Origin of the sequence: Nocardiopsis camelliae (assembly GCF_028993595.1) — a bacterium.
Lineage (GTDB): Bacteria > Actinomycetota > Actinomycetes > Streptosporangiales > Streptosporangiaceae > Nocardiopsis > Nocardiopsis dassonvillei.
On record NZ_CP118614.1, the window covers coordinates 255,204 to 280,837 of the forward strand.

The window sequence follows — 25,634 nt, forward strand, 5'->3', positions numbered from 1 at the left end:
CCCTCACCAGGGAAGGAACCGAAGGGTGGTGTGCCGTCACGGAGAGGGACAGCGATGATCAGTACGGATTTCACTCCCGGGTCGCCCTGCTGGGTCGAGGTGTCCTCACCCGACGTGGAGGCCTCGACAGCGTTCTACGGGCACGTGTTCGGCTGGAGCTCCGAGACGCACATCCGGCAGCTGGAGGGCTACAAGTTCCTGTGCGGTGAGGGGCTTCCCGCGGCCGGTGTCAGCCCGGTCATGGGGGAGAGCGACCGCCCCTCCTGGACCGTGTACTTCGCCGACTCCGACATCGAGGACACCATCGCACGCGTGGAGCGGCTGGGCGGCACCCTCCTGGTGGAGCCGTTCGACATCTTCGACCTGGGCCGTCAGGCGCTGTTCCGCGACCCCCAGGGCGCCTCCTTCGGCGTCTGGCGGGGGGATATGTACCTCGGCCTGGTGGGACGGGTCAACAGCCTCTGCTGGGTGGAGCTGCGGACCACCGACGCGCGCGGCGCGGCCGAGTTCTACACCGGGGTCTTCAAGTGGGACCTCAGCCCGTTCGACCCGTCCCTCGGCGGGGAGGAGGTCGGCGGGTACACGGTCCTGCGCCCCGCGGGAACCGGTGACGAGCGCACCCACGGGGGCATCCTGCAGGCGGGCCCCGGGCACGGGGGCCGGTTCGGCGGGGAGGAGGACTGGCACCCGGTGTTCGCGGTGGCCGACTGCGACGCCGTCGCGCGCAGGGTCGTGGCCGCGGGCGGACGCGTGCACGCGGAGCCGGAGAGCATCCCGGGTGTGGGGCGCCGCATGGTCTGCTCCGACCCCTTCCAGGCCGGGTTCGTCCTGCTCAACTGGCCGCCCGGGTGATCCGGACGCCGCCCGGCCGGAGCCCGCGCCCTGAGGGGGCGCGGGCCCCGGCCGCACCCGGCGGCTACTGCCGCGACACCGCGGACGCGCCCCCGCGCAGCACGAACTTCTGGATCTTGCCGGTGGCCGTCTTGGGGAGCTGCTCCACGCACTCCACCCGCGTGGGCGCCTTGAAGTGCGCCAGGTTGTCGCGGGCGAAGGCGATCAGCTCCTCCTCCGTGGCCGCGGTGCCCTCGCGCAGCACCACGGACGCCTTCGGCGTCTCGCCCCAGCGCTCGTGCGGCACGCCCACGACGGCTGCCTCCATCACGGCCGGGTGCCGCAGCAGGACTCCCTCCACCTCGACGGAGGAGATGTTCTCCCCGCCGGAGATGATGACGTCCTTGATCCGGTCCTGGATCTCCACGTACCCGTCCGGGTGGGTGACCGCCGCGTCGCCGGTGTGGAACCAGCCGTCGCCCATGGCCTTCCGGGTGGCCTCCGGGTCGTTGTAGTAGCCCTTCATCACCACGTTCCCGCGCACGGTGATCTCCCCGACCGTCGTACCGTCCCAGGGCACCTCGACGCCGTCGGCGTCCACCACCCGCAGCTCGCCGGAGGTGATCAGCTCGACCCCCTGGCGTGCCTTGACAGCGGCGCGGTCGCGCGAAGACAGGCCGCCGTGCTCGGCTCGCGGCTCGCACACGGTGATGAACGGCGTGGTCTCGGTCAGCCCGTAGACATGGGTGACGGTCCATCCGAAACCGTCCTCCAGGCGCTCGATGGTGTCGGCGGCGGGGGAGGCCCCGGCCGTCACCACGTGCACGCCGGCCGGGACCCCGCCGCGTACCTCCTCGGGGGCGTTCGACAGCATGATCAGCACGGTGGGGGCCGCGCACAGCCAGGTGACCCCCTCGGAGCGGATCAGCTCGTACACGGTGGCCGGGTCCATCGCGGGCAGGCACACGTGGGTGGCGGCCGCGGCGGTCACCGTCCACGTGTAGGTCCAGCCGTTGGCGTGGAACATCGGCAGCGTCCACAGGTACCGGTCGTCGATGCCGATCCGCAGGTGCAGCAGGGTGCCCACCGAGTTCATGTACGCGTTGCGGTGGGTGATCATCACGCCCTTGGGCCGGGCCGTGGTGCCGCTCGTGTAATTGACGGTCAGCAAGTCGGTCTCGTCGATCTCGGGGCGGACGTAGTCCGCCGCGGCCTGCGCGACGAGGGTCTCGTAGTCCTCCCAACCCGGGCGCGCCCCCTCCAGGGCGACGAACCGCTCCACGCCCGGCATCTGGTCGCGGACGCCGTCCACGGCGTCGAGCTGGTCGGCGTGCACGCACAGGACCCGCGCCCCGGAGTGGTTGACGATGTAGACGAAGTCGTCCGCCGACAGCCGGAAGTTGACCGGCACCAGCACCGCGCCGAGCTGCGGCACGGCGTAGAAGGATTCCAGCTGGGCGTGGGTGTTGGGGGAGATGTAGGCGACGCGGTCGCCCTTGGACACCCCCATGCCCTGGAGGGCGGAGGACCAGCGGTCGCAGCGGTCGAAGAACTCCTCGTAGGTGAGCCGGAGGCCACGGTCCACCACCGCCTCGCGCCGGGGGTGCAGTCTTCGGGTGCGGCGGGCGAACTCCAGGGGAGTCAGGGCGAGTTCCATGGTGCCGGGTGCCTTTCCGCGTCGGTGATGGTGGGCGGTGGTCGGGGCGGAGGCCGAAGGCGGTCGCCCCACGACCACCATCACCGGACGGTCGTCGGCTGTCCAGCGTCGGGCGTCGGAAGTCGGCTGCCCTCAGAGTCCGAACAGCCGGGCGGCGTTGCCGTACAGCACTCCCCGAAGCCAGTCATCACCCAGACCGAGCCAGGCGAGGGCCTCGATCTGTTCGAGATAGGGGTACGGGATGTTCGGGAAGTCCGTGCCGAAAAGGACCCGGTCCGCGACACCCTTCAGGCGGGGCACCTCCCCGTCGGGGAAGGGCGCCCAGTCCTTGGAGAACTCGGTGAACACCATCGTGGTGTCCAGGTGGACGCGCTCGTGGTGCTCGGCCAGGTCCAGGAACGCGCGGTAGTCGGGAGCCCCGGCGTGGGCGATGACCGCGGTGAGCCCGGGGTGGGCGCGCAGGGTCTCGGCGAAGGGTTCGGGGCCGGTGAAGGGGCCCGCCTCCGGGCTCGAACCGCAGTGGATCACCACGGGCGTGCCCGCGTCCGCGATCAGCCCCCACACGTCGGCCAGCAGCGGGTCGCGCGGGTCGTAGCGGCCGACCTGGAGGTGTGCCTTGAACACGCGGGTACCCGCCTCCAACGCCGCGGCCACGTAGTCGCGGGCCTCCGGCTCGGGGTAGAAGGTGGCGCTGCGCAGGCAGTCGGGGTTGCGGTCGGCGAAGCCGCCCGCCCAGTCGTTGAGCCAGGCGGCCATGCCGGGCCGGTGCGGGTAGGAGAGGGCGGTGAAGTGCCGCACCCCGAAGCCCCGGAGCAGGGACAGGCGTTCGTCCTCGTCGAAGCGGTAGTTGATCGGCCACAGGCCGCCGAGGGCGTCGAAGTGGGCCCACACCTTGCGCAGCACGTTGTCGGGCATGAAGTGGGTGTGGACGTCGATGAGTCCCGGGAGTCCCAGGCCCTGCCAGACCGCGCGTACGGCGGCGGATTCGGGCCCGTGTTCGTGCGCGGTATCCGTCGTGCGGGAGGACCCGGGATCGGTTCCGGCGGCGGTGTCGGAACGGGTTTCGGTGCCGGTGTCCGTTGCGGCGGACCCGGAGAAGGACGAGGCTCGTGTCACGCCGGAAACGATACGGGTAAGCGCTGGTCAGAGTCATGAAGACGCTCAGAAAGCCAGGAGGATTACTCCGGTCACGACGATGACGGAGGCGGCGATCCGCACCGGGCCGAACCGTTCCCCGAACAGCAGCGCGCCCAGTACCGCGGCGAAGACGATGCTCGTCTCGCGCAGCGCGGCGATGCCCGCGACCGCGCCGGTCAGTTGCGCCCACAGCACGAGCCCGTAGGCGACCGCGCTGACCACGCCGCCCAGGACTCCGAACTTCCAGACCGGCTTGAGCTGGCGAGGGAGCGCGCCGCGGCGGGTGAACACCGCCACCACGAAGAACACCGGTCCCTGAAGGATCATCAGCCACGTGATGTAACCCAGCGGGTCCTGGGTGAGGCGGACCCCGTGGGCGTCGACCACGGTGTAGACGGCGATGCTGACGCCGGTGGCGAAGGCCGCCAGCAGCGCCGGAAGCTGTGCGCGGGAGGGGCGGCCGCCCGCGAACACCAGCGTCGTCAGCCCGGCGGAGACGACCAGGACCCCGGCCAGGTCGGACGGGGGCATCGACTCACCGAGCAGGAGGATGCCGGTCAGGGCGACCACCCACGGCGCCGTGCCGCGCGCCATCGGGTACACCTGGCCGAACTCGCCGGTCCGGTAGGAGAGCATCAGCAGGCTCATGTACAGCAGGTGGGTGGCGAGGGATGCGAGCAGGACCGGCCAGGCCTCGCGCGGGGGCGGCCCCACGACCGGGAGCAGGGGCAGGGCGGCGAGCATTCCGCCGAGGCCGATCAGGGCGAACCCGAGCAGGCGGTCGGTGATGGAGTGGGCGATCGCGTTCCAGCCCGCGTGCAGCAGCGCCGCGAGCAGGACCACGGCCACGACCCACGGCGTCACGGGGTGGAGGCGGGGGACGAGGAGGAAACGGGGGACGGGGCGGAAACGGGGGACAGGGAGGAGGCCCGGCGGCGCTGGGGCGGAGGATGCGGGCCCGGGGGAGGCGTCCGGTGGAGTGAGCGCGGAGGATGCAGGGGCGGGGAAGGTTTCTGGCGGAGCGCGGGCCGAGGGAACGGGACTGGAGAGGGCGCCGGGGGCGGAAGGGACATCCGGCAAGGCTAGGCGGTCGTCCACAGGCCGGGGAGCATGGGGTGGCGCCGGGACCGTGGCGGGCATACCTGTCATGGGGGACGTGTTCCACGGCGCGGAGGCTGGGGACCCCCATCAACAGCATGCTCCTCCCGGGAGCCGTCCACCACCCCGCTGCCGCGCCTGTGGACAATCCCCGCCTGAGCCCGCGCGTTCCGGTCCTGTGGCGCGGCTGGGGCCGTCTCGGCGGCCGGTGCCGCTGCCGCTGCCGCCGGAATGTCGCAGGTGCGTGTGAGTATCGGGGCCTGCCCAGTCGAGGAGGCCCCCATGTCGTTCCAGGCTTACCTGGATGCCGTCGAGGACAAGACCGGTCTGACTCCGCGCACGCTGGTCGACCGTGCCAAGGAGAAGGGCTACGACGACCCTTCGGTCAAGGCGGGCACCATCGTCCAGTGGCTGGCCGAGGACTACGGCCTGGGCCGCGGCCACGCGATGGCCCTGGTCCACGTCATCAAGAAGGGCCCGCGGATCAGCGCCAAGCACGTGGGCACCACCGGTTCCCACCGGGACTCCTCCACCGAGCTCTGGCTCGACGGCAAGGCGACCAGACCGCAGACGGTCTGAGGCCGCGCCCCTGCCCGGCGGGGATTCGGTCGTTAGCCGCCGGCCCCCGCGCGCCCGGACGCCGCCCAGACCCCGTCCAGCCGCGCGAACCCCGGGACCGCCCTGGCCGAAAGCCCTCCCGTGGCCGGATTCGGCCACCTCCTCCGTGTGCACCGCGACGGCCTTCCGAGCCGGAGCGGTCGTCAGGTGGGTGCGGCTCTCGGCCCATCTTCCTCACCGCGGCCTGGGCCGCCCCGGTGTGCGCGCTGGGGCTGCTGTTCGCGCCCAACGTGATGTTCCTCGGGGTGCTGGTGGGCTGCGTGTTCGCCATCGTGCCCTGCGTGAACGCCGTGTTCTACGGCTACGCCGCCGCGTCGGTCAGCGACCGCTACCAGGGTCGTGTCCCGGGCGCCGTCACGTTCATGGCGCTGGTGTCGCAGCCGGTGGGCATCCTCGGCATCGGGGTGGTCTTCGACCGCGCCGGGCCCGCCTGGGTCTTCCCGACGATGACGCTGGTCTCGGCGCTCGCCGCCCTGTTCAGCCTCTCCCCGGCCATGCGCGACCTGCCCCGGCCCGAGGAGGTGGCCGTGGCCTGACCGCGGCCCCGCCCCCCGAGGGGGCCGAGCGGTCGGGCCACGGCCGGTCAGGTGCCGCACCGCCGCCCGGGTGACGGGAGGCGGTCCGGTTAGGGGACCGGTCATCGGCCGTCCGATGACCGGCGTGAAACCGGTCGCCGCCCGGCCGGGGCCGGACGGCGACCGGTCCTCAGCCCTCGAAGGGCATCGCCATCAGCGGATCGGAGGTGGGCTGCTCGGAGCCGCCCTCGGGCTCGACGGTGACGGCCACGCCCCCGGTCGCCTCGTCCTGCGGCGCGGCCAGCACCGGGAGCACGAAGCCCGACTCGTCCACGGAGAGCACCCCGGCCGAGTAGACGCTGCCGTCGTCACGCGTCAGCCAGAGCTGGTAGTCCTCGTCCTCCAGCCGCTCCAGGCCGTGGGCGCTGAACACGATCCGTCCGCTGCTCTCGGAGTGCACCACGGTCACGGACACGCCCTCCATGGGCTCGGCCGTGGTGTAGTCGGCGTTCGGGTCGGAGAGCACCGCCGCGATCTGCCGCTCGTTCTCCCGCAGGTCCTGCACCTGGCGCACCTGGTCGATGACGACAGCGCCCAGCGCGACCATGACGGCCAGGCAGGCGGCCAGCACCAGCCCCAGGCCCCAGGACCAGCGGCCCCGGCGCGGCACCGGCAGGCGCTCGGGAGCGGGCGCGAGCTGGCGGGTGCGCGCCACCTCCTCCAGTACGCGCTCGCGCAGTTCGGCGGGCGGCGTGCCGGCGGCCGCGGTGCCCAGGAGCGTGACGGTCTCGGTGAAGCCGCGCGTCTCCTGCACACAGGAGTCGCATTCGGCCAGATGGTCCTCGAACCGCACGCTCTCACTCGGAGACAGGGCGCCCAGGGCGTAGGCTCCCGAGAGGATGTGCGGGTCCTGGCCCAGTGTCCTCCTCACCACTCCACCCCCAAGCAGTCCCGTAGCCGGATCAGACCGTCGCGCATCCGCGTCTTCACGGTGCCCAACGGCGTCGAAAGCAGGCGGGCCACCTCACGATAGGTGTATCCGCCGTAGTAGGCCAGACGCACGGACTGGCCCTGGAGTTCGGTCAGCGTGTCCAGACAGCGGCGCACCCGCTCGCGTTCCAGACGGTTCGTGGCCTCCTCGGCCACCTCGTCGTAGGGGCGCTGCGTGTTCGCGGCCGCCACCCTGGCCTCCCGGTCTGTGGCGGCCTGCTCGGAGCGCACCCGGTCCACCGCCCGGCGGTGCGCGAGCGTCATCACCCACGCCTGGGGGCTGCCGCGCCGCTCGTCGTAACGGCAGGCGGTGCGCCACACCTCCACCATCACCTCCTGGGCGACCTCCTCGGACTGGGCGGGGTCGCGAAGCACACGACGCACCAGCCCGTACACCGACGGGATGACCAGGTCGTACACCTCGCCGAACGCGCTCTCATCACCCCGGGCCACCTGGCGGAGCAGTTCCGTGAGCCGCTGGGCAGGCGGAACCGGCGGCTCCGCCTCCGACCCGCGGGGGCCCCGGGGTATCGCGGCGTGCTCGTCCATCCGCTCCTCTTCCTGGTGGTCCTGCGTCGCTCGCCCCATCCGTGCGCTGGACGGGCCCGGGTGTGCCCCGAAGGATCCCGGCCCTTCCAGAATCGCACGTCAGCCGTACCGTTCGGCTGTTCTCGCGCGGTGCGCCCGTCGGGGCTCCGTGGAGTCCACGGAGCCCCGTGTGCCCTCGGGGGCGCTGGCGGGCCCGGACGGCCCGGCCTCAACGCTCGGACCGCCCGGGGGTCGCACCGTGCCGGAGTTACTCGGCGGGCATCAGCACGCCGTCGACGATGTACACCGTGGCGTTGGCGGTCTGCACGTTGCCGCAGATGACGGACGCCTCGCCGTTCACCGTGAACTCCTCGCCGGAGCCCTCGGTGGTGACCTCGCCGCCCTGGAGCGAGGTGAACGTGCCGTTCTCCAGGTCGGCCGGGGTCTGGCGGCCCTCGACCACGTGGTAGGTCAGCACCTCGGTGAGCTGCTCCTGGTCGGCCAGCAGCGCGTCGAGGTCCTCCTGCGGGATCGCCTCGAACGCCGGGTTGGCCGGGGCGAAGACCGTGATGTCCTCGGCCGAGTTGAGCGTGTCCACCAGGTCCGCCTCGGTCACGGCCGTCACCAGCGTGGACAGCACCGGGTTGTTGGACGCGGCGGTGGCGACCGGGTCGTCCGCCATGCCCTCGAAGCTGCCCTCGCCGTCGGCGGGCACCTCGGCGCAGCCGGAACCGAAGTTCTCGCCCGCCATCTCGGTGGTGCCCTCCTCGCCGCCCATGCCGCTGTTCTCGGACTCGGTCGCGGTGGGGGTCTCCTCGGCGGCCTCCTCCTCGCCGCCCATGCCGCCGCCGCAGGCGGTCAGACCGAAGGCGAGCGCGGCAGCGGCGGCCGTGATGGTGAGGCTGCTCTTGCGGATCATTGTTTTCTCCTTCAACTTGGTTAACTTCTGTTTGCTCACGTCACCGACTTGCGCCGGTGTTGGTCGAGGGGTGCGTCTATTCGGCGGTGAACCGGATGCTGTGCCAGCCGGTTGCGCCGTCGGGCACGGGATCCACCCGTTCGGCGGGCTGGGTGGCCCCGGTGGCGTCGGTGGCCCGGACCTCCACGGAGTGCTGGCCGGGTTCGACGGTGGTCTCGGCCACCCACTGGACCCAGGTGTCGATGCCGGGGACCGCGGCGAGTTCGGCCCGCTGCCACTCGCCTCCGTCCACCCGCACCTCCACGGCGTCGACCCCGCGGTGCTGCGCCCAGGCCACTCCGGCCAGGACGACCTCTCCGGCGTCCACCCGGCTCAGGGGTGCGGGCACGTCCACGCGGGACATGGTCTTGATGGGAGCGCGCACCGCCCAGCCGCGCTGCGCCCAGTAGGCCTGCTCGTCGGCGAAGCGGGTCAGCTTGATGTCGGTGACCCACTTGGTGGCGCTGACGAACCCGTAGAGGCCGGGGACGACCATGCGCGCCGGGTAGCCGTGCGCGTGGGGGAGGGGCTCCCCGTTCATGCCCACGGCCAGGAGCGCGTCGCGCCCGTCCATGACGACCTCGGTCGGCGTGCCGCAGGTCCAGCCGTCGTCGGAGGTGCTGAGGATCTGGTCGGCGCCGGACTGCACGCCCGCGCGCCGCAGGAGGTCGGTCAAGGGGAAGCCCAGCCAGCGGCTGTTTCCCGCGAGGTCGCCGCCGACCTGGTTCGACACGCAGGTCATGGTGATGTCGGCCTCGACGAGCTCCTCGGCGAGCAGTTCGTCCATGTCGATCTCGAAGGGGCGGTCCACCATCCCGTGCACCCTCAGCGTCCATCGGGTGGAGTCCAGCCGGGGAACGGTGAGGGCGGTGTCGATCCGGTAGAACTCCCTGTTGGGCGTGGTGAAGGGTGTCAGCCCCGGAACGCCCAGTTCGGTCGCGGCGGGCAGCGGCGGCAGCGGGTTCGCCGCCGGGGGAAGGACGAGGGCGGAGCGTGAGCCCGCACCGCCGCCTAGGGTCGGCAGCAGGCGCCCGAGGACACCGGCGGTGCCGGACACGGCCAGGACGCCCGCCGCGGTCAGCACGAAACCGCGTCTGCCCGGGCCCCGGTCCGGTCCGGCCGCGGGAGGGGCAGGAGCCTCCTCCGCGTCCGCCGGTGTCCTCGAACCGCCCATCCCTTGTGGTCCGGAGTCCGCTTCGGGCCGGAGCATCCCGCGCGTGCTGCGCACCAGGAGCGCCAGGGCGAGAGCCCCCGCCACCGCCCCGACGAGCACGGGCACCGGGGCGCCCGGGTCGTCGGAGCGGTGCGGAAGCACGGCGGCCAGCCCGACCGCGGTGAACACCGCCAACCCCGTGTACCCGACGACGGGCCGCCGGAGCGACGCCGTGCCGAGTACGGCCCCGACACCCAGAAGAACGGCGATGATCCCGGCCACGAGCACGACCTTGTCGGCTCTGCCCAGCAGATCGATCGCCGCCTCCACCAGGGAGGGCGGTGTGATGTCGACGACCGTGTCGCCGACGGCGATCACCGGAGACACGGTGCGGAGCAGTCCTGCGGCCAGCTCGGCGGTGCCCAGTGAGGCGCCGACCGTGAGCAGCCCCACGACTGATCCGACGACGACCCGTCGCCTGTCGCGTGGCGGGGTGTTCCCGCGTGTCTCGGTGGTCACGTCGGTCATTCGGGGCCGAGGCGGGGGCGGATGGGTGTTTCCGCGGAATTTTTTTCGGTCCGCGCGAAGAAGTCCTTGACCTGCGGTGACGCGGTGCCGCCGGCGGGTGCAGGGGCGCTCCTCGCGCGTCCGCCGCCCGTCCACCGCCGGCCCCGGACTCCTCCGGGACCCGCGCCCGCCGTCCGTCCGGGACCCGTCCGGGGGTCCCGCGCCGACGGGACCGCCCCGCACCGGGCACCGGCCGCCAAGCGGACGTAACCCGCCAACTGCGGGCAGGGCGGTCGGTTCCGCCCCACGCGTACAGGAGGATGTTGCCCGTACGTCTCCTCAACGATCGGAGTTCCCCCACATGGCGAGGAAGTCGCCCCTACCCCTGGTCGCGCTAGCGGTCTCGGGCAGCCTCCTGCTCAGCGGCTGTACGGTCACCGAGGGGGTGTCCGACTGGTGGTCCGAGACCTTCGGAAGCGCGTCGGGCCCGCCCGAGGTCAGGGAGGAGTTCCCCTACGTCCGCGAGGGCCGCATCTTCCAGGACACCGGCCGGGACAACGAGATGCGCTTCGCCGTCACCGGTCTGGAGCGCACCGACGACTACACCGTCATGTACTACGAGGTCACCTACCTCGACGAGTTCACCGGACCCAACCGGAACATGAGCATGGCCCACACCCTGGTCGATCCGCTCACCGGCCGCGTCTACCGGCAGTTCCTGGACGAGGAGGGCCTCAAGTACGGCTCCGAGAGCCCCAACCAGGACGGCCTCTACCCGGTCCACGACGGGGTCACCAACGAGTACGTGCGCTACTTCCCGCGCCTGCCCGACGAGGTCCGGCAGGTCACGTTCGTCGGCAGCGGGCTCGGGGCCATGACCGGCATCCCGGTCGTGGACGTGGAGGAGGGGCGGGCCGACCCGCAGGACCCCAACGGGGCCGACCACCTCACCCCGGACGACCCGCCGCCGAGCGGGGAGAACCTCACCTTCGCCAACCGCCGCCCGGACGAGGACGCCGTGGCCGACGAGGGCTGGGTGCAGAGCTTCGTGGACTCCGAGATCGCCTCCACCACCCGCGACGGCGACCGGGAGATCATCTCCCTGCACTCCGACGTCATGTTCGAGTTCGACCGCTCGGACCTGACCCCCGAGGCCGAGGACGTGGTGCGCCGCGCGGCCACCAGCCTGGCCCGCAACGTCGACCCCGACGAGCCCGTCATCACGGTCATCGGCCACACCGACAGCATCGGCGACGACTCCTACAACGACAACCTGTCGGTGCAGAGGGCCGAGAGCGTGCGCGACCTGCTCGCCGAGGAGTTGGGCACCGACTACACCCTGGAGGTGGAGGGCCGCGGCGAGCAGGAGCCGATCGCCCGCGAGGGCGGCCCCGACGACGACGAGGCGCGGGCGCGCAACCGGCGCGTGGAGTTCTCCTACGTCTTCAACACCACCGTGGAGGCCACGGAGGAAGAGGAGTACGACGACGACGCCCTGGGCGCGGCCCAGCGCAACGTCACCTGGCCCGCGCCCTACGACGACGACCCGGGGTCGGTGGTGGCCGAGGGCGAGCTGGACGGGGTGCGCCTGGAGGTCTACCCGCTGCGCCGCGACGGCGCGTACGTGATCGGCACCGTGGCTCTGACCAACACCACCGACGAGCCGACCATGCCCGACATGGGCGGGCAGGAGGCCGTCCAGGCGGGCGGCCCCGAGCAGTTCAACAAGGGCACGCTCGGCGGCTTCCAACTGCTGGAGCCGGAGAGCGGCCTGGTGCGCTACGTGGCCCAGATGGACTTCGGCGAGGGGCGCTACAGCAGCTTCGCCGAAGAGGTCCACATGCTCCAGCCCGACAACACCTACAGCCTGGTCGCGGTCTTCCCCGCGCCGCCGGTGGACGTGGAGGAGCTGACCCTGCGGGCGGGCCCGTTCGGTGAGTTCGAGGAGATCCCCGTGGAGCACTAGAGGGGCGGGCGGGACCGCCGCCGGTGCCCGGCGTGGGTTCTGACCCCCGTCCCGGCCGGTGCCGGTCTCCCGGGCCCGCCGCGGGCACGACGGGGCCTCGGCGAGGAGCGCGGGGCGGTGAAGCCTCCGCCGCGACGGAACACCGGGACCGCCCGCACACGTGAGGGGGCCGCCGATCGGCGGCCCCCTTCGCCGTACCCGGACACGGCGGGGAGGGGCGGTGGTGCTCCGAACCCCTCCAGCCACTTCCGGCACACGAAAAAAGCCTTTCCCTGTTCTTGTCCCAGGGCACTGGAAAGCACCGGATTCCGCCGGGGGCGGTGAATTCCCCCAGGTGGGAGAATCGTTCACCCGCTGTTCTCCTTTGTGGATGCTCCGCCCCCGGTGGAAAGTGACGTTCCGTCCGGGTGTTCGCGAAGAAAAGGAACGCCGCCCGATACCTTTCTCCTGGCGGCCAGCCCCCCGCCCGAGGCCCCGTGTCCAGCCACCACCGCGCGAACGACAGCGGTGGTCGCGAAGGGTCCCGCGACACCAGGCAGGAATGACGACGATGGTAAGGATCCATTTCACCGGCACCGACCTAGCGAACACCGTGGTCGCCCCCGAGCCCGACCCCATGTGGGGGACACTGCTCAGCCTCCACGCCCTCCAGAACCGGGACGGCCGCCGGGTGTTCGACCCCTGGCGCCGTTCCCTCCGCCAGGCCACGCCCTCCTCGCTGCGCCAGGTGCTGCCCTTCGGGCCCGCGCGGGGGTACTCGCCCGACTTCCTCACCCCCGCGGTGCCCCTGTGCGACGTGGAGGAGGGCATCGAGGCCCTCGCCCGCACCCCTCGCGCCCGCCTGCGCGGCGACCTGGAGATCCTGGGGAGCAGCCGCAGACTGCCCGGATGGAGCGACGACCTCGCGCGGGGCCGGACCAGCGCCCTGCACAGGCTGACGGAGGCCCTGCGGGACTACCACGGCCGCGCCCTGGCCCCCCACTGGGACTCCGTCCGACGCCACGTGCACACCGATCGCGCCCTGCGCGCCCGTGCCCTGCTCCAGGGCGGCGTGGAGGCACTGCTGGCCGGTCTGAGCCCCGCCCTGGCCTGGCAGTCCCCGGTCCTGGAGTTGCGGAGTCTGATGATCGACCGTGACCTGTACCTGGACGGCCGCGGCCTGCGCCTCATCCCGTCCTTCTTCTGCTGGAGGGTGCCCATCCTCCTCCGGGACTCCGCGCTGTCCCCCGTGCTCGTCTACCCGGTCGACCACGACTCGGTGGACGGCGGCTGGTTCTCGGGGAGGGGTGAGGGCAGCGCGGACGGGTCCCTCCGCGAACTCCTCGGGCGGACCCGCGCCGACATCCTGCGCACCGTGGCCGACCACGGGCGCTCCACCACGCAGGTCGCCCGGGACGTCGGCGTCTCCGCCGCCACCGCGAGCCAGCACCTCAGCGTGCTGCGGGGGAACGGACTGCTCACCACCCACCGTCTCGGCCCGTCCGTGCACCACACCGCCACACCGCTGGGGCGCACCCTGTGCGGGGGCTGAGGAGTGTCGGAACCGGCACACGGGAGTTCGGTCCGGACCGGAGCCGTCCGGGAACTGGGCCTTTTGTCCACGGCCGAAAAGCGTTGTCGCGCTCCCCGGGCGCGAATAACCTGCGTTCGGGTGGAACGGGAGTGATTTTCCTTCTTCCAGTCCAGAGGTCTGTGCCATCTGTTGTTTTCTGGTCCGGGCCTCGGGTTTTCCCGTTCTTTCCAGTCTGGGGTCGTCCTTTCTTCCTCCGTGTGGACGGCGGGGGAATAAGGGGAGGCCCGATTCACGGGTGCCCGGCACCGGCGCTCGGAGAGTGCCGTGTCAACCGGGTGACGTCCAGAAGCGGGAACGAGGAGTGGGAGAGAATGGGAATGCGAAAGAGTACGGGGCCGTGGTCGCTGTTCGTGGCCTGCCTGTCGATGCTGGGGCTGGTGCTGGCCGCCGGGCCCGCCAGCGCGGAGGAGAACGCCCTGCGGGCGGAGTTCGCCACGCAGACCGCGGAGGCCGACCTGACTTCCGCTGAGGCGGAGCAGCTCCAGGACGAGGTGGACGCCTACCTCGACGACTTCGGCGGCACCCAGGTGTCGGCGAACAGGATCGAACTGGAGGGCGGCGAGATCGTGGTCGCCGCACCCGGTGAGAAGTACGCGCACGACCTCGGCGCTCCGGCGACCGCCTCCGCCCTCGAATGCCCCCTCGGCTACTTCTGCATGTACACCGACCCGCACTACGTCGGCAACCAGTACAACCTGTACTACTGCGGCACCTACACGCTTACCGACTGGGTCGTCCAGGGCTCCTACCGGAACAACCAGTACACGGGCACCGTGGCCCTCCTCCGAGGCCAGAGCGGCAACACCGTGACCCGGTCCGTCGCACCGGAATCCGACCCCTCCTACGACTGGACCCCCATCTGGACGGTCGTCCCGTGCTGAGGCACACCGTGAGGTGATCCCGACACGTCCGGGAACACGCGAGGGGGCCGCCCACCGGCGGCCCCCTCGGTCGTTCGCGTCGCGGGTCAGCCCCGGATGCGCTCGGCGGCCAGCATGACCACCCGCTCCAGGTCCTCGCGCGGCACCTCCTCGCCGTAGGCGATGGCGGTGACGTACAGCTCGTCGGGCAGCGCCAGGTACAGGTGGCGGCTGGAGCCGTCCACGGTGCCCACGTACTCCAGGTCGCCGCCCAGGGAGTCGGACTCCTCGGTGTGGTAGGTGTCCACGTCCACGTCGATGTCCACCTCCCAGTTCATCTGCTCCTGCTCCCCGGGCACCCGCACCACGTCCGGGTTGGTGCTCGGGTCGGCGTTCAGGGTGAACACCAGCGTGAAAGAGGAGGCGCCGGGCCCGGTGCTCCCGTCGCTGAACGAGCACACGACCTGTTCGGCGCCGTCGACGCCCTCCACCTCACCGACCTCCTCGGTGAGCACCTGTCCCGGGGCCAGCTCGCCGACCACCTCCGCGGCACCGGCGGCCGCACACGACTCGGGCAGCCCGTACTCCGGCGCGGCCTGCTCCGGCTGCTCCTCCTCGGGACCGGGCGAGGCCCCGGCCTCCAGCTCGGGGACCTCCTCACCGTCCCCGAAGGGCAGGTCCACGCCGTCTCCGAAGGACAGGTCCATCTCGAACTCGTCGAGGTCGATCACGCCGAAGCCGACGAGGACGAACCCGCCGACGACGACGGCGGCGGCCGTGCCCAGGCACGACAGGGGAGTGGACGGGATCAGGCGCATGGATGGCTTTCGGTCGGGGGAGCACCGGAGTTCGGGGTGGGGATCCGGCGGGGACACACGAAACTTAGCAAGTCCGCGGAGCGCCCGAGGCAGGGGTCGCCGCCCGCCTTCGGCGGAAGGTGCCCGCGCGGGTACGGCGCGGCCCCGCCACCCTCCCGGGGCGGCGGGGCCGGGGACGCCGGTGCGTCACATGTTGATCATGTGACCGGCCAGGCCGTGCACGGCCTCCTTGACCGCCTCGCTGAGCGTGGGGTGCGCGTGGATGTTGCGCGCGACCTCGTGCACGGTCAGGTCCCACTGCTGGGCCAGGGTCAGCTCGGGCAGCAGCTCGGTCACGTCCGGGCCGATCATGTGCGCGCCGAGGAACTCCCCGTACTTGCCGTCGGAGAGGATCTTGACGAAACCGCGCGTGTCCCCGAGGCCGTGCGCCTTGCCGTTGGCCATGAACGGGAACTTGGCGACCTGGACGTCGAAGCCCGCCTCCCGCGCCTCCTTCTCGCTGTAGCCGAAGCTGGCGATCTGCGGCTGGCAGTAGGTGGCGCGCGGGATGAACCGGTAGTCGATCTCCTGGGTCTCGGCGCCCGCGATGGTCTCCGCGGCGACGATGCCCATGGCCTCGGCGGTGTGGGCCAGCATCAGCTTGGCGGTGACGTCGCCGATCGCGTAGATGTGCGGGACGTTGGTGCGCCCCCGGGAGTCGATGCCGATCGCGCCCCGGTCGGTCAGCTCCACGCCGGTCTTCTCCAGACCGTAGCCCTCCACGTTGGGGGCGAAGCCGATGGCCTGGAGGAGCTTGTCGGCCTCCAGGGTCTGCTCCTTGCCGTCGCTGCTGACGGTGACGCGCACGCCCTCGCCGGTGTCCTCGACCGACTCCACGCGGGTGGAGGTCATCACCTTTACGCCCAGCTTCTTGTAGGCGCGGCCCAGCTCCTTGGAGACCTCCTCGTCCTCGGTGGGCACGAGGCGGTCGAGGAACTCCACGATCGTCACGTCCACGCCGTAGTTGGCCAGGACGTAGGCGAACTCGACGCCGATGGCGCCCGCACCGGCGATGACGATGCTCTCCGGCAGGGTGTCGGTGAGGATCTGCTCCTCGTAGGTGACGACCCGCTCGGACAGCTCGGTGCCGGGCAGCAGCCTGGTGGAGGAGCCCGCCGCGATCACCGCGTGGTCGAAGGTGACGGTCTCGGTGGCGCCGTCCTCGCCGCTGACCTCGACGGTGTGGTCGTCGGTGAAGGTGCCCCGGCCGTTCAGCTCGGTGATCTTGTTCTTCTTCATCAGGTAGTGGACGCCCTTGACCCGGCCGTCCGCCACCTCGCGGCTGCGGCTGTGCGCCTTGCCGAAGTCGAACTCGACCTTGCCGTCGACCTTGATGCCGAAGAAGTCGGCCTCGTTCTGGAACAGGTGGGCGAGTTCGGCGTTGCGCAGCAGCGCCTTGGAGGGGATGCAGCCCACGTTGAGGCAGACCCCGCCCCAGTACTTCTCCTCGATGACGGCGGTCTTCAGGCCGAGCTGGGCGGCGCGGATGGCGGCCACGTAGCCGCCGGGGCCCGCGCCGAGAACCACCAGATCGAAGTGTCGCTGTCCCATGACGGGATCTCCTTGAGTGTGTTTGTGACGCACCCAGCGCAGTCGGCTTGCCCGGGTTGTCGGATTGCCGAACGCCAGCCTAGTCGGGTGCCCCCGGCACGTGGGTGACCAGTCGCTTCCTTCACGGTACTTTCCGTGGAAGCGCCTGCTCACAGGGGGTCGCGCGCGTTCGGCCGAGGGAGATCGCGGTCCGCGGTGTCAGCCCCGGGGGTCCTGCGCCCTCTCGTCGCCCCGCGCCGCCCCGACCTCCTCGGCGGCCTTCGCCTCCGCGGCCGCCTTGGCCCGCTTCTGGGCGCGGTTCTGCTTGAACACGGGGACGAAGGCCATGACGACGACGATGCCCAGGGCGAACCAGAGGGCGTACCTGTCGACCAGCAGGACGATGTCCACCCCGGTCTGGCCCGCCGCGTAGCCGACGGAGGCCACGGACGCGGTGAGGACCAGGGCCCCGAGGGCGTCCAGGAGGAGGAAGGGCACCAGGCGCATCCCGGTCCAGCCCGCGATGACGAGGACGAACACGGTGGGGATGCCCGGCAGGTAGCTGAGGACGATCGCGACCGGCATGATCCACGGGCTCATGTCCTGCGCCCGGTCGGCGAAGCGCTGCGCCCTGTCGCCCGGCGCGATGAGGTTGACGAAACCGCGGCCCCAGCGCCTGCCGACCCACCAGAACAGCCAGTCGATCTTCACCTTGCCGACGACGCCCGCGACCACGACCAGCCACAGGGGGATCTCCCCGATCCGCGCGAACGCCGCGGCCGCGCCGACCGCCGCGTTGCTGCCGGTGACGAACTCCAGCAGGACCGGGTGGTGGGCGATCAGGAAGGGCTTGAGCGGCGTCAGCGCCATGAAGAAGAGGGGGACGCCGACGAAGGCGGCCATCAGCGCCTTGTCCTGCCGCGTCGCCCTGCCCTCCCAGGGCTTGAGCGCGCGCAGGGCGGCCCGGGCCTCCTCCTTCTGCGCCTCCCTCTCGGCGGCCTTGCGCTCCTCCGCTGACAGGGGTGCGCCGTCCGCGCGCGGGGTGTCCTCGCCGGCGTGCGCGGTCCCGGGCACGGTCGCGGACTCGGAGCCGGTACCCGTTCCGGACTCCGACCCGGGGCCGGCACCCGTTCCGCTTCCGGACCGGGCGCCGGTGCCGGAGCGGTCGCTGTTCAACGTCGTCATACCCCCAAGCTTGGCCGACCGGGGAGGCCCGTCCCCAGACGCAGGAGTCACCGGGTCGGTGTGAGAGCCGCCGGTGCCGCGACATGACACCTGTCATACCGCGGTGCCGGTACGGGGTCCGGGGCGGCGGTCCCGGACACGCACCCCGCACCCGTGGCCGCCGCCCCGTCCGCGGCCGGGGAGTCCCTCCCCGGGGCCGCGGGCCGTGCTCAGTCGGACGAGCCGGGCGGCGCGGGCCACTTCCAGCCCGGAGCCCACGCCCAGCTGTCCGAGACGCCCGGCGGCATGGGCGGCAGCAGACGGGAGCCGGGGCGCCTGTCGTCGCCGTCGTCCCCGGAGTCCGCCGTGTTCTCCGCCTCCGCCGGACCCACCGCGTCCCGGGCCGGGGTCGCCCGGTCCTCCGGAGACTCCGGCCGCCCCCAGGCGCCCAGCGGGTCCTCCGGCGCGGCGGGGCTCCAGGACTGGTCCCGGTCCGCCCGCTCCTCGGGTTCCGCGTAGGGGCGGGAGTCCAGGGGCTCGGGGCTGCGCCAATCGCTGATCGGCTCCGCGGGCTCCGCGGCGCTCCAGGAGTTCTCCGAAGCGGCCAGGGGCCAGAGCTGGGCCCGGTCCGTGCCCTCGTCGGCCCCCGTGGGGGTCCGGAAGCCCAGCGGCTCGGGGCTGCGCCAATCGCTCATCGGCTCCGCGGGCTCCGCCGCGCCCCAGGAGTCGGGCCCCTCCACCGCTCCTCCGGACCGCCAGGGCTCCTGCGGACCCGAGAGCGGGTCCGAGAAGGCGTCCGAGAGCGGGTCCGCGAGCGGGTCCCCGGCCCGGGGGGGCTCCGGCGGCTCCGGAGGCGTGCGGGAGGGCAGCGGGTCGGCGGCCCACGGGTGGGGTTCGGGCGTTTCGGCCCCGGACGGCTCGCCCCGGTCCTGCGACGGGTCCCCCCACGGCTCCGGCGGGGACTGCGGTCGCTCGGCCGCGGCGCCGGTCCCCCCGGTGAGCAGGTCGTCATCGGCCTCCGGTTCCAGCGACCGGAACGAGGCCGACATCGGACCCGAGTCCACCTCGGCGAAGTGCGCGGCCACACCGAAGTGGCGGGGCGCCTGCGTCCGGTGGGTTCCGGTCTCGTCGTGCTCGATCGGCGGCGCCATCGGATGGCGTACCGAACCGGCCATGTGGATCCGCGTCCACCACGCGGCCGCGTCCTCGTGGCGCATCTCCTCCAGCACCTCCAGGGACCCCGGGATGTGCGGGTGCCTGCGCCCGGCCCGCCAGGAGTGGCTGAGCGACTGCGGTTCCAGCACCAGCACCCGCGTGCCGTCGACCAGCGGGATGTCCCCGGGGAGGGCCTCGTTGCCGACCCACGTGCCGTCGCCGCCGACCAGGTCCCATTCGCCGCGCACCACGTCCGCCAGCGGGTCCACCGGCGCGTCCAGGCACGCGGCGGTCCACCGGGGGTCGGGTCGGGTGCCGGGTACCAGCCGTCCCTCCTTGCCGATCAGCGCGTCCGCGAGCAGCGTGTGCAGCTGGAAGTTGTCGCCGATCCCGTCGAAGCGCACCTGGAAGCCCCGGCGCGAGGCCCGGTCCAGCACCAGGAGCGTGCTCGCCTCCGCCATCCGCAGCAGTTCGTTCACCTCGACGAACTCGCTGAGCTGTGTGGACAGCGCGTGCACGATCTGGGTCAGCCCCTCCAGGGCGCTGGAGTCGGCGCGCACGGCCGCCCGCACCCCGGGGTCGCCCAGCATGGCCTTGGCCGCCAGCCCGTAGCGCAGGGACGTCCACCAGCCCACGGTGGCCAGCGGGGCGTTCTCCCCGAGGACCTCCTCGACGCGCTGCTCGTCGGCCGCCGACACGTCGTTGGGCGCGGGCAGCTGCCCGCCGCCGGTCTTGTCCCACGCGTGCATGAAGGCCACCGCGGCTTGACCGTAACTTCCCAGCTGGCGCAGCACCTCCAGCCCCACCTGTCCCGCGGGCGCTCCGGCCTCCACGAGGGCGCCGGCCAGGACGGCGAGGTCGGCCGCGATCCCGGCGACGGGTTCACTGTCGCCCAGGACCGGGGCCAGCGCCTCCATGGCGATGGCGAGTTCTTCGACGGGCACCTGGGAGGACAGCCGGAACACGTCGTGCACGGCCGCCGGAAACGCGGGTGCCTGGCTGGCTGCGGTGTCGAGCACGCGTTGGAACGCGGCACGGAACTCATCGGTCACCTGTGAATCCTTCCATACCCACACGTACTGTCCGTGGTCCGGTCACATGCGTCGATGACGGACACCGGAAGAACCCCCGTCGGGAAGGACCCGTCCGCGTCCACGGGTACGTGCGGCGGTCAGGCGGGCGACGCGAACCGGACCTCGTGCGCGTCGCGCTCCGGCGCCAGGAAGGCCAGCAGCCGCAGCCCCTCGGCCTCGGCCTCCTCCCGGTCGGCGGCCCCGATCGGCCGGAACGGCGTCACCTCCACGGCCGCCGTCCTCCTGGCCCGGACCACCTTCCAGGAGCCGCGCACCCGGCCGTCCACGAGCACCGTGGCGGGCGGCATCCCGTTGCGGGAGGCGAGCCGACCCAGATCCTCGGCGGAGAGCATCCGGCCGCGGTCGGCGTGGCCGCGCAGCACGTTGTCGAAGTCGTAGAGGAAGCGGACCGGCGCCGGGACGTCCGGTCCCGGGCGCGGGGCGTCGGGGAGGTCGAACAGCTCGGCGCCGTCCTCGCCGCGCAGGACCACGAGCCGTTCGCGCAGGCGGTCGACCACCGCGCGCAGCCGGGTCAGCCCCGACCAGGCCTGCACGTCCTTCACGGTGGCCGGTCCGAACGCGGCCAGGTAGCGCAGCACGAGCGCCTCCGGATCGGGATCGGCGTCCATGGCCAGACCGGTCCAGGTGTCGGCGGGGGCGAACGCGGGCGGCCCGGAGCAGCCCCACACCCCGCGCGGGGGGATCTGGACGACGGGCAGCAGGGAGCGCACCGCGTAGGACAGGTCGCCGCCGGGGACCCCGGGCCACCGCTCGGCCAGGCGTGCGCCCAGCTCGCCGGGGGTGAGCGGCTCCTTCACCAGCAGGGCGCGCCCGGCGTCCGCCACGGCGTCCAGGTCGATCCCGGCGGTGGCCTTCCCGTGGGCGCTGTGCGCCAGGCCGCCGGCGATGACGGGCTGGACCGTGGGCCGCAGCGCGCGGAAGTCCTCGGGGGTGACCAGGTGCAGGGTGCCGCGCATGAGGGTGGCGCGGACGAGTTCGCCGTCGGTGAGCTGGCGGCCGACGTCCTCGGGGGACGCGTCCTCGATCCGGTTCTGGAGCCCGACGTACCAGGTGTGCGTGGTCTGCGCCTGGAGGCCGACCAGGTGGGAGACGACCTCGGTCACCGGCCGGTCCACGCGCCGCAGGAGGAACTGGCGGGCGAGGGTGGCGCGGTTGAGCGCACGCCGGGAGAGGACGGTGTCGGTGGCGGCCATCGCTCGGCTCCTCCAGGATTGCCGGTCGGTCGAGGCACACTACCGGCCGGGTCCGACAGGCGGGCGCCGCGCGCGGGGCGGCCCGGTGCGCCCCCGGAGGGCGGACGGGCGGCGAGCGGGGCGGCGGCCGTGTGGGGTACCCCACTCGACGGGCGGTCCGGGGGGCGACACTACAATCCGCAACGGACATAACGCCGTACACCGGAGGAGTGCCCATGTCGTGGTCCGAGCAGTCGCGTGTCCGGTTGGAGAACGAGCACGTGCTGCTCACTCCCCTCGTGGAGACGGACCGCGAGGGGTGGCGCGAACAGGCCGTGGACTCCGACATCTGGACGCACTTCGTGGCCCGTGTGGACGACGAGGCGAGCTTCGTCCGGTTCTTCTACTCCTACCTGGCCGCCAGCGACGGCGGGGAGCGCTCCACGTTCACCGTCACCGACAAGGCGAGCGGGCGCATCGCGGGCAGCATGAGCTACGGGCACATGTCCGAGCCCGACCTGCGGCTGGAGGTCGGCAGCTCCTGGCTGGGGCGCGACTTCCGGGGCCGGGGGGTCAACCACTGGTCCAAGTACCTGCTGCTGCGGCACGCCTTCGAGGAGATGGGCGCGGAGCGGGTCGAGTTCAAGACCGACGTGCTCAACGAGCGGGCCCGGCGCGGCCTGCGCTCCATCGGCGCCACGGAGGAGGGCGTCCTGCGCAGCTACAACGTCATGCCGGGCGGACGCCGCCGGGACGCCGTGTACTACTCGGTGCTGCGCAACGAGTGGCCGGGCGTGCGCGAGCGCCTGGAGGAGGGCCCGCGCTTCCGGTGAGGTCCGCGTCCGCGCCGGACGGGTCGCCCCGCCCGCGTCCGGACCGGCGGATGATTAGGCCGCCTGACAGAGGGAAGACACCACACTCAACACCGCCCCCCGGTGTCACGGGCGGCTCCCATCCCCTGGGAGCCGCCCGCTCTGTGGGCGCGGGCCGAACACGATTCCAGCCCGGGAGGGAACCGTTCCCGCCCCGCGGAAGTCGTAGATACGAAACATCCCTCGTCCCGCTCACGACCCCGACCGGGAAGGCTTCTCCCCCGTGAACCCCGACATCCCCGCACCCCCGATGCCCGGCCCGCTCAAGGCGGTCCGCGTCATCCTCATCATCAGGATCGTGCTCGCCGCCGTCATCTACTCCCTGGCCCTGATCGGCCTCGTCGCCATCGCCAACCTGCCCAGCGCGCAGGTCGAGGCGGAGATGGCCATGGGGGTGGGCGGCGTCGCGGCCATCCTGCTCCTCGGCCTGGCCCTCACGGCCTTCGAGGTCTACGTCGTGGTCGCCCTGGGCAAGGGCGGGAACAGGGCGCGCACGCTCGTGCTCGTCGTCGTGGCCCTGGGATTCGCCAGCGCGCTCCTCAACCTGCTCACCGACGCGTCCAACCCGGCCGTGGGCGTGGTCCTGATGGCGGTCATCCTGCTGCTCATCCGGACCGAGAGCGCCAAGGAGTGGTTCCGTGTGACCGACCCCGGCCACCAGCCCCTCCCGGGCGGCTACCCGGGCCAGGGCGGGTACCCGAACCAGCCGGGTTACGGCGGACACCTCGACGGCGGCGGACAGCCCGGTCACCCGGGCCAGCCGGGTTACGGCGGCCAGCCCGGCCAGGGCGGGTACCCGAACCAGCCCGGCCAGGGCGGGTACCCGAACCAGCCCGGCCAGGGCGGGTACCCCGGTCAGCCGGGTCCCTCCGGTCACTGACCGGCTCCGCCGGACGCCGCGGGTCCGTCCCACGGCGAAGGGGCGCCCGCGGGCGCGCTCCCACGGCCCTCAGGGGCCCGGGAGCGCGCCGCGGACGCCCCGGCGGGTCCTTCTCAGAGGCGGTCGAGCAGCTGGGCGCAGCGGATCAGGCCCAGGTGCGAGTACGCCTGCGGGTGGTTGCCCAGCGCCCGCTCGGTGACCGGGTCGAACTCCTCCGGGATGAGCCCGGTCGGTCCGGCGCAGTCCACCAGGTGCTTGAACAGCTCGTCCGCCTCCGCGCGGCGGCCGGTCAGCAGGTACGCCTCGATCAGCCACGCGGTGCACAGGTGGAAGCCGCCCTCGCCGCCCGGCAGGCCGTCGTCGCGGTGGTACCGGTACACGGTCGGGCCGCTGCGCAGCTCCGCCTCCACGGCGGTCACGGTGGCCTGGAAGCGCTCGTCGGCCGGGTCGATCAGCCCGGACAGGCCGATGTGCAGGGACGCGGCGTCCAGGTCGGTGCCGTCGTAGGCGGTGGTGAAGGCCTGCGCCTCCTCGTTCCAGCCCTTGTCCAGCACCTCGGCGGCGATGCCGTCGCGCAGGTCCGGCCAGGACGGGTCCACCTCGCGGCCGTAGGCGCGGGCCAGGGCGACGGCGCGGTCCAGGGTCACCCAGCACATCACCTTGGAGTAGACGCGCTGGCGGGGCTCGTCGCGCTCCTCCCAGATGCCGTGGTCGGGCTCGTGCCAGCGGCGGGCGACCGCCTCGGCCATCGACCGCACCAGGTCCCAGTCGCGGTCGGCCAGGGTGCCGCGCACCGAGGACAGCTTCTCGATCAGCTCCACGACGGGGCCGAACACGTCCAGCTGCACCTGGTGGTCGGCCAGGTTGCCGATCCGTACCGGCCGCGAGCCGGCGTACCCGGACAGCGACTCGATGACCTCCTCCGGGCCCAGGTTGGTGCCCCGCAGCGAGTACAGCGGGCGCAGCGTCTCCGGGCCGGGCAGCGAGTCCACGACCCGGTGCACCCAGTCCAGGAACTCCTCGGCCTCGGCGGTCGAGCCCAGGGAGACCAGCGACTGCACGGTCAGCGCGCCGTCGCGCAGCCAGCAGTACCGGTAGTCCCAGTTGCGGACGCCGCCGATCTCCTCGGGCAGCGACGTGGTCGCGGCGGCCATCACGCCCCCGGAGGGGGTGCACAGGCCGCGCAGGGTGAGCGCGGAGCGCGCCGCCAGCTGCTGGGCGGTGTCGGGCAGGGTGAGGCCGTCGAGCCAGCGCGACCAGTGCTCGCCGGAGGTCCGCTGGCGCTCGGACTCGGGCAGCGTGCCGCGCACGAGGGAGTCGGTGCCGCAGCGCAGTTCCAGCACCACGGGCTGCTCCGAGCGCGGGTGGACGACCGCGCGGGCGATGTCGGAGACGCCGTCGTGGTCGATCTCCCACTCCACGCCGGGCGAGTACAGGGCCATCGGGAAGTCGGCGCCCTCGACGAGCAGGCCGTCCTCCCGGGGCTTGATGCGCACCGGCGCGCGGCCGAAGTCGGGTCGGGGGGCGAACTCCACTGTGGCCGGGGTGACGCCGCTGATCACCCGGATCAGGTCGGTGCGCCCCTGCGGGGTGCCGTGGGCGAGGTAGTCGGTGACGTCCATGCGCGACCAGCGGGTGCGCACGGTCATGGTGCCGGGCAGGTAGCGCTGGCCCAGCGGACGGCCGCCGTGCGCGGGGGCGACGGCGAACACGCCCGCCTGTCGGCCGCCCAGGACCTCGGCGAACACGGCGTTCGAGTCGGGCTCGGGGTGGCAGAACCACAGCAGGCGCGCGTCCGGGCCGACGAGGGCCACGGAGCCCTGGTTGGAGAGCATCGACATGCGCTCGATGGGCGTGGGGCGCTCGCCGAAGACCCAGAAGCGGCGCTCGGCGGCCAGCGCGGACAGCAGGGCCGCGGCGGTCGGGGTGTCGGCCACGCGGTGGGAGGCCACGGTGGGCCCCTCGCCGACCCGCACGCCCGCGTCGGCGCCGGTCAGCCGCGTGAAGACGGGCTCCTCGCCCTCGCCGCCGCCGATGTAGAGGATGGCGGTGGCCTCGACCTGGTCGCGCAGCAGCTCCAGGGCGGCGGCCTTGTCCGAGGGCGAGTCGGCGGTGCGGTGGTCGGGGTCGACGGTCACGTCGGTGTCGAACTCGGTGCCGTGGGCGCCCACGAGGCGCACCTCGGCGGGCAGGCGCGAGAGCGCGGCCAGGTCGCGCAGGGGGCGGCCGGAGATGACCGCGCACACGGTGCCGGGCAGGTCGGCCAGGTCGCGCAGCGCGCGCAGGGCCTCGGGCAGCGGGCGCCGGTCGGCCGGGTCGATGGTGGAGAGGGCGCCGTCGTAGTCGCAGGCGACCAGGAGCCGCGAGGTTCTGGCGAGGGCGGAGACGCGTTGCCGGACGTCCACGGGCATGAGCGCGGGAGCGGTGTCCTCCGGGATGCCCGGAACCGCTTCGACCGCTTGGGTGACCGTCACGCTGCCTCCTCCGTTGGTCCGCGTTGACCTGGGGAATCGGATGAT

At 72.6% G+C, this 25,634-nt stretch carries 20 protein-coding genes and 1 pseudogene; 8 read left to right on the top strand and 13 right to left on the bottom strand.

Annotated features, from left to right (window positions below; genetic code table 11):
• The first annotated feature begins 54 nt into the window (after positions 1-54).
• Positions 55-852 carry a VOC family protein gene (locus tag PV789_RS01240; RefSeq protein ID WP_274975783.1) on the top strand — a complete coding sequence of 266 codons (798 nt, stop codon included), beginning with the start codon at positions 55-57 and terminating at the stop codon, positions 850-852.
• Positions 853-916: 64 nt separating this feature from the next.
• On the opposite strand, the gene PV789_RS01245 is transcribed toward PV789_RS01240, so the two are convergent.
• The 3 genes from PV789_RS01245 to PV789_RS01255 form a co-directional block, all read right to left on the bottom strand.
• A complete protein-coding gene (locus PV789_RS01245; protein WP_274975784.1) occupies positions 917-2,488 on the bottom strand; it encodes a long-chain-fatty-acid--CoA ligase in 1,572 nt (523 codons plus the stop codon).
• 132 nt (positions 2,489-2,620) lie between these two features.
• Positions 2,621-3,604 (bottom strand): amidohydrolase family protein, encoded by a 984-nt coding sequence (locus PV789_RS01250; RefSeq protein ID WP_274975785.1) that lies wholly within the window; start codon positions 3,602-3,604, stop codon positions 2,621-2,623.
• A 45-nt stretch (positions 3,605-3,649) separates the two neighbouring features.
• Positions 3,650-4,489 carry an EamA family transporter gene (locus PV789_RS01255; protein ID WP_274975786.1) on the bottom strand — a complete coding sequence of 280 codons (840 nt, stop codon included), beginning with the start codon at positions 4,487-4,489 and terminating at the stop codon, positions 3,650-3,652.
• Between the two features lie 516 nt (positions 4,490-5,005).
• Between PV789_RS01255 and PV789_RS01260 the strand changes: the two genes are divergently transcribed.
• Together PV789_RS01260 and PV789_RS01265 are read left to right on the top strand one after the other, a co-directional pair.
• Positions 5,006-5,302 carry a DUF4287 domain-containing protein gene (locus tag PV789_RS01260; protein ID WP_274975787.1) on the top strand — a complete coding sequence of 99 codons (297 nt, stop codon included), beginning with the start codon at positions 5,006-5,008 and terminating at the stop codon, positions 5,300-5,302.
• Between the two features lie 160 nt (positions 5,303-5,462).
• Positions 5,463-5,877 (top strand): annotated as a pseudogene (locus tag PV789_RS01265) (MFS transporter); the annotation flags it as partial.
• A gap of 169 nt (positions 5,878-6,046) precedes the next feature.
• Here PV789_RS01265 and PV789_RS01270 read toward each other — a convergent pair.
• The 4 genes from PV789_RS01270 to PV789_RS01285 all read right to left on the bottom strand — a co-directional run bounded on the left by PV789_RS01270 (position 6,047) and on the right by PV789_RS01285 (position 10,013).
• Complete coding sequence (locus PV789_RS01270; RefSeq protein ID WP_274975788.1) at positions 6,047-6,787, bottom strand: anti-sigma factor; 741 nt, start codon at positions 6,785-6,787, stop codon at positions 6,047-6,049.
• Complete coding sequence (locus tag PV789_RS01275) at positions 6,784-7,395, bottom strand: sigma-70 family RNA polymerase sigma factor (RefSeq protein WP_248773016.1); 612 nt, start codon at positions 7,393-7,395, stop codon at positions 6,784-6,786. The genes PV789_RS01270 and PV789_RS01275 overlap by 4 nt, the downstream gene beginning before the upstream one ends.
• A 247-nt stretch (positions 7,396-7,642) precedes the next feature.
• Complete coding sequence (locus PV789_RS01280) at positions 7,643-8,293, bottom strand: fasciclin domain-containing protein (RefSeq protein ID WP_274975789.1); 651 nt, start codon at positions 8,291-8,293, stop codon at positions 7,643-7,645.
• Positions 8,294-8,369: 76 nt separating this feature from the next.
• Positions 8,370-10,013, bottom strand: a complete 1,644-nt coding sequence (locus tag PV789_RS01285) for a molybdopterin-dependent oxidoreductase (protein ID WP_274975790.1) — start codon at positions 10,011-10,013, stop codon at positions 8,370-8,372.
• A 340-nt stretch (positions 10,014-10,353) separates the two neighbouring features.
• Between PV789_RS01285 and PV789_RS01290 the strand changes: the two genes are divergently transcribed.
• The 3 genes from PV789_RS01290 (at position 10,354) to PV789_RS01300 (ending at position 14,412) form a co-directional block, all read left to right on the top strand.
• Positions 10,354-11,958 carry an OmpA family protein gene (locus PV789_RS01290; protein ID WP_274975791.1) on the top strand — a complete coding sequence of 535 codons (1,605 nt, stop codon included), beginning with the start codon at positions 10,354-10,356 and terminating at the stop codon, positions 11,956-11,958.
• A gap of 541 nt (positions 11,959-12,499) precedes the next feature.
• Positions 12,500-13,489, top strand: a complete 990-nt coding sequence (locus tag PV789_RS01295) for a winged helix-turn-helix domain-containing protein (RefSeq protein WP_274975792.1) — start codon at positions 12,500-12,502, stop codon at positions 13,487-13,489.
• A 359-nt stretch (positions 13,490-13,848) separates the two neighbouring features.
• Entirely contained in the window at positions 13,849-14,412 is a 564-nt protein-coding gene (locus PV789_RS01300) for a hypothetical protein (RefSeq protein WP_274975793.1), read from the top strand.
• A gap of 86 nt (positions 14,413-14,498) precedes the next feature.
• On the opposite strand, the gene PV789_RS01305 is transcribed toward PV789_RS01300, so the two are convergent.
• From PV789_RS01305 to PV789_RS01325, 5 genes are all read right to left on the bottom strand, one after another.
• On the bottom strand, positions 14,499-15,209 hold the full coding sequence (locus PV789_RS01305; RefSeq protein ID WP_274975794.1) for a hypothetical protein: 711 nt from the start codon (positions 15,207-15,209) through the stop codon (positions 14,499-14,501).
• Between the two features lie 186 nt (positions 15,210-15,395).
• Positions 15,396-16,799: a dihydrolipoyl dehydrogenase gene (lpdA, locus tag PV789_RS01310; protein ID WP_274975795.1), complete on the bottom strand. Its 1,404-nt coding sequence runs from the start codon at positions 16,797-16,799 to the stop codon at positions 15,396-15,398.
• Between the two features lie 198 nt (positions 16,800-16,997).
• The gene (locus PV789_RS01315) at positions 16,998-17,963 is read right to left on the bottom strand and encodes a DedA family protein (RefSeq protein WP_274975796.1); all 966 of its coding nucleotides are present in this window, start codon (positions 17,961-17,963) and stop codon (positions 16,998-17,000) included.
• A gap of 209 nt (positions 17,964-18,172) precedes the next feature.
• A complete protein-coding gene (locus PV789_RS01320) occupies positions 18,173-20,149 on the bottom strand; it encodes a hypothetical protein (RefSeq protein WP_274975797.1) in 1,977 nt (658 codons plus the stop codon).
• A 119-nt stretch (positions 20,150-20,268) separates the two neighbouring features.
• On the bottom strand, positions 20,269-21,384 hold the full coding sequence (locus PV789_RS01325) for a winged helix DNA-binding domain-containing protein (RefSeq protein WP_274975798.1): 1,116 nt from the start codon (positions 21,382-21,384) through the stop codon (positions 20,269-20,271).
• Between the two features lie 215 nt (positions 21,385-21,599).
• Between PV789_RS01325 and PV789_RS01330 the strand changes: the two genes are divergently transcribed.
• Positions 21,600-22,196, top strand: a complete 597-nt coding sequence (locus PV789_RS01330; RefSeq protein ID WP_274975799.1) for a GNAT family N-acetyltransferase — start codon at positions 21,600-21,602, stop codon at positions 22,194-22,196.
• 262 nt (positions 22,197-22,458) lie between these two features.
• Complete coding sequence (locus PV789_RS01335) at positions 22,459-23,115, top strand: hypothetical protein (RefSeq protein WP_274975800.1); 657 nt, start codon at positions 22,459-22,461, stop codon at positions 23,113-23,115.
• Between the two features lie 113 nt (positions 23,116-23,228).
• On the opposite strand, the gene PV789_RS01340 is transcribed toward PV789_RS01335, so the two are convergent.
• A complete protein-coding gene (locus PV789_RS01340; protein WP_274975801.1) occupies positions 23,229-25,589 on the bottom strand; it encodes a trehalase-like domain-containing protein in 2,361 nt (786 codons plus the stop codon).
• Positions 25,590-25,634: the final 45 nt, after the last annotated feature.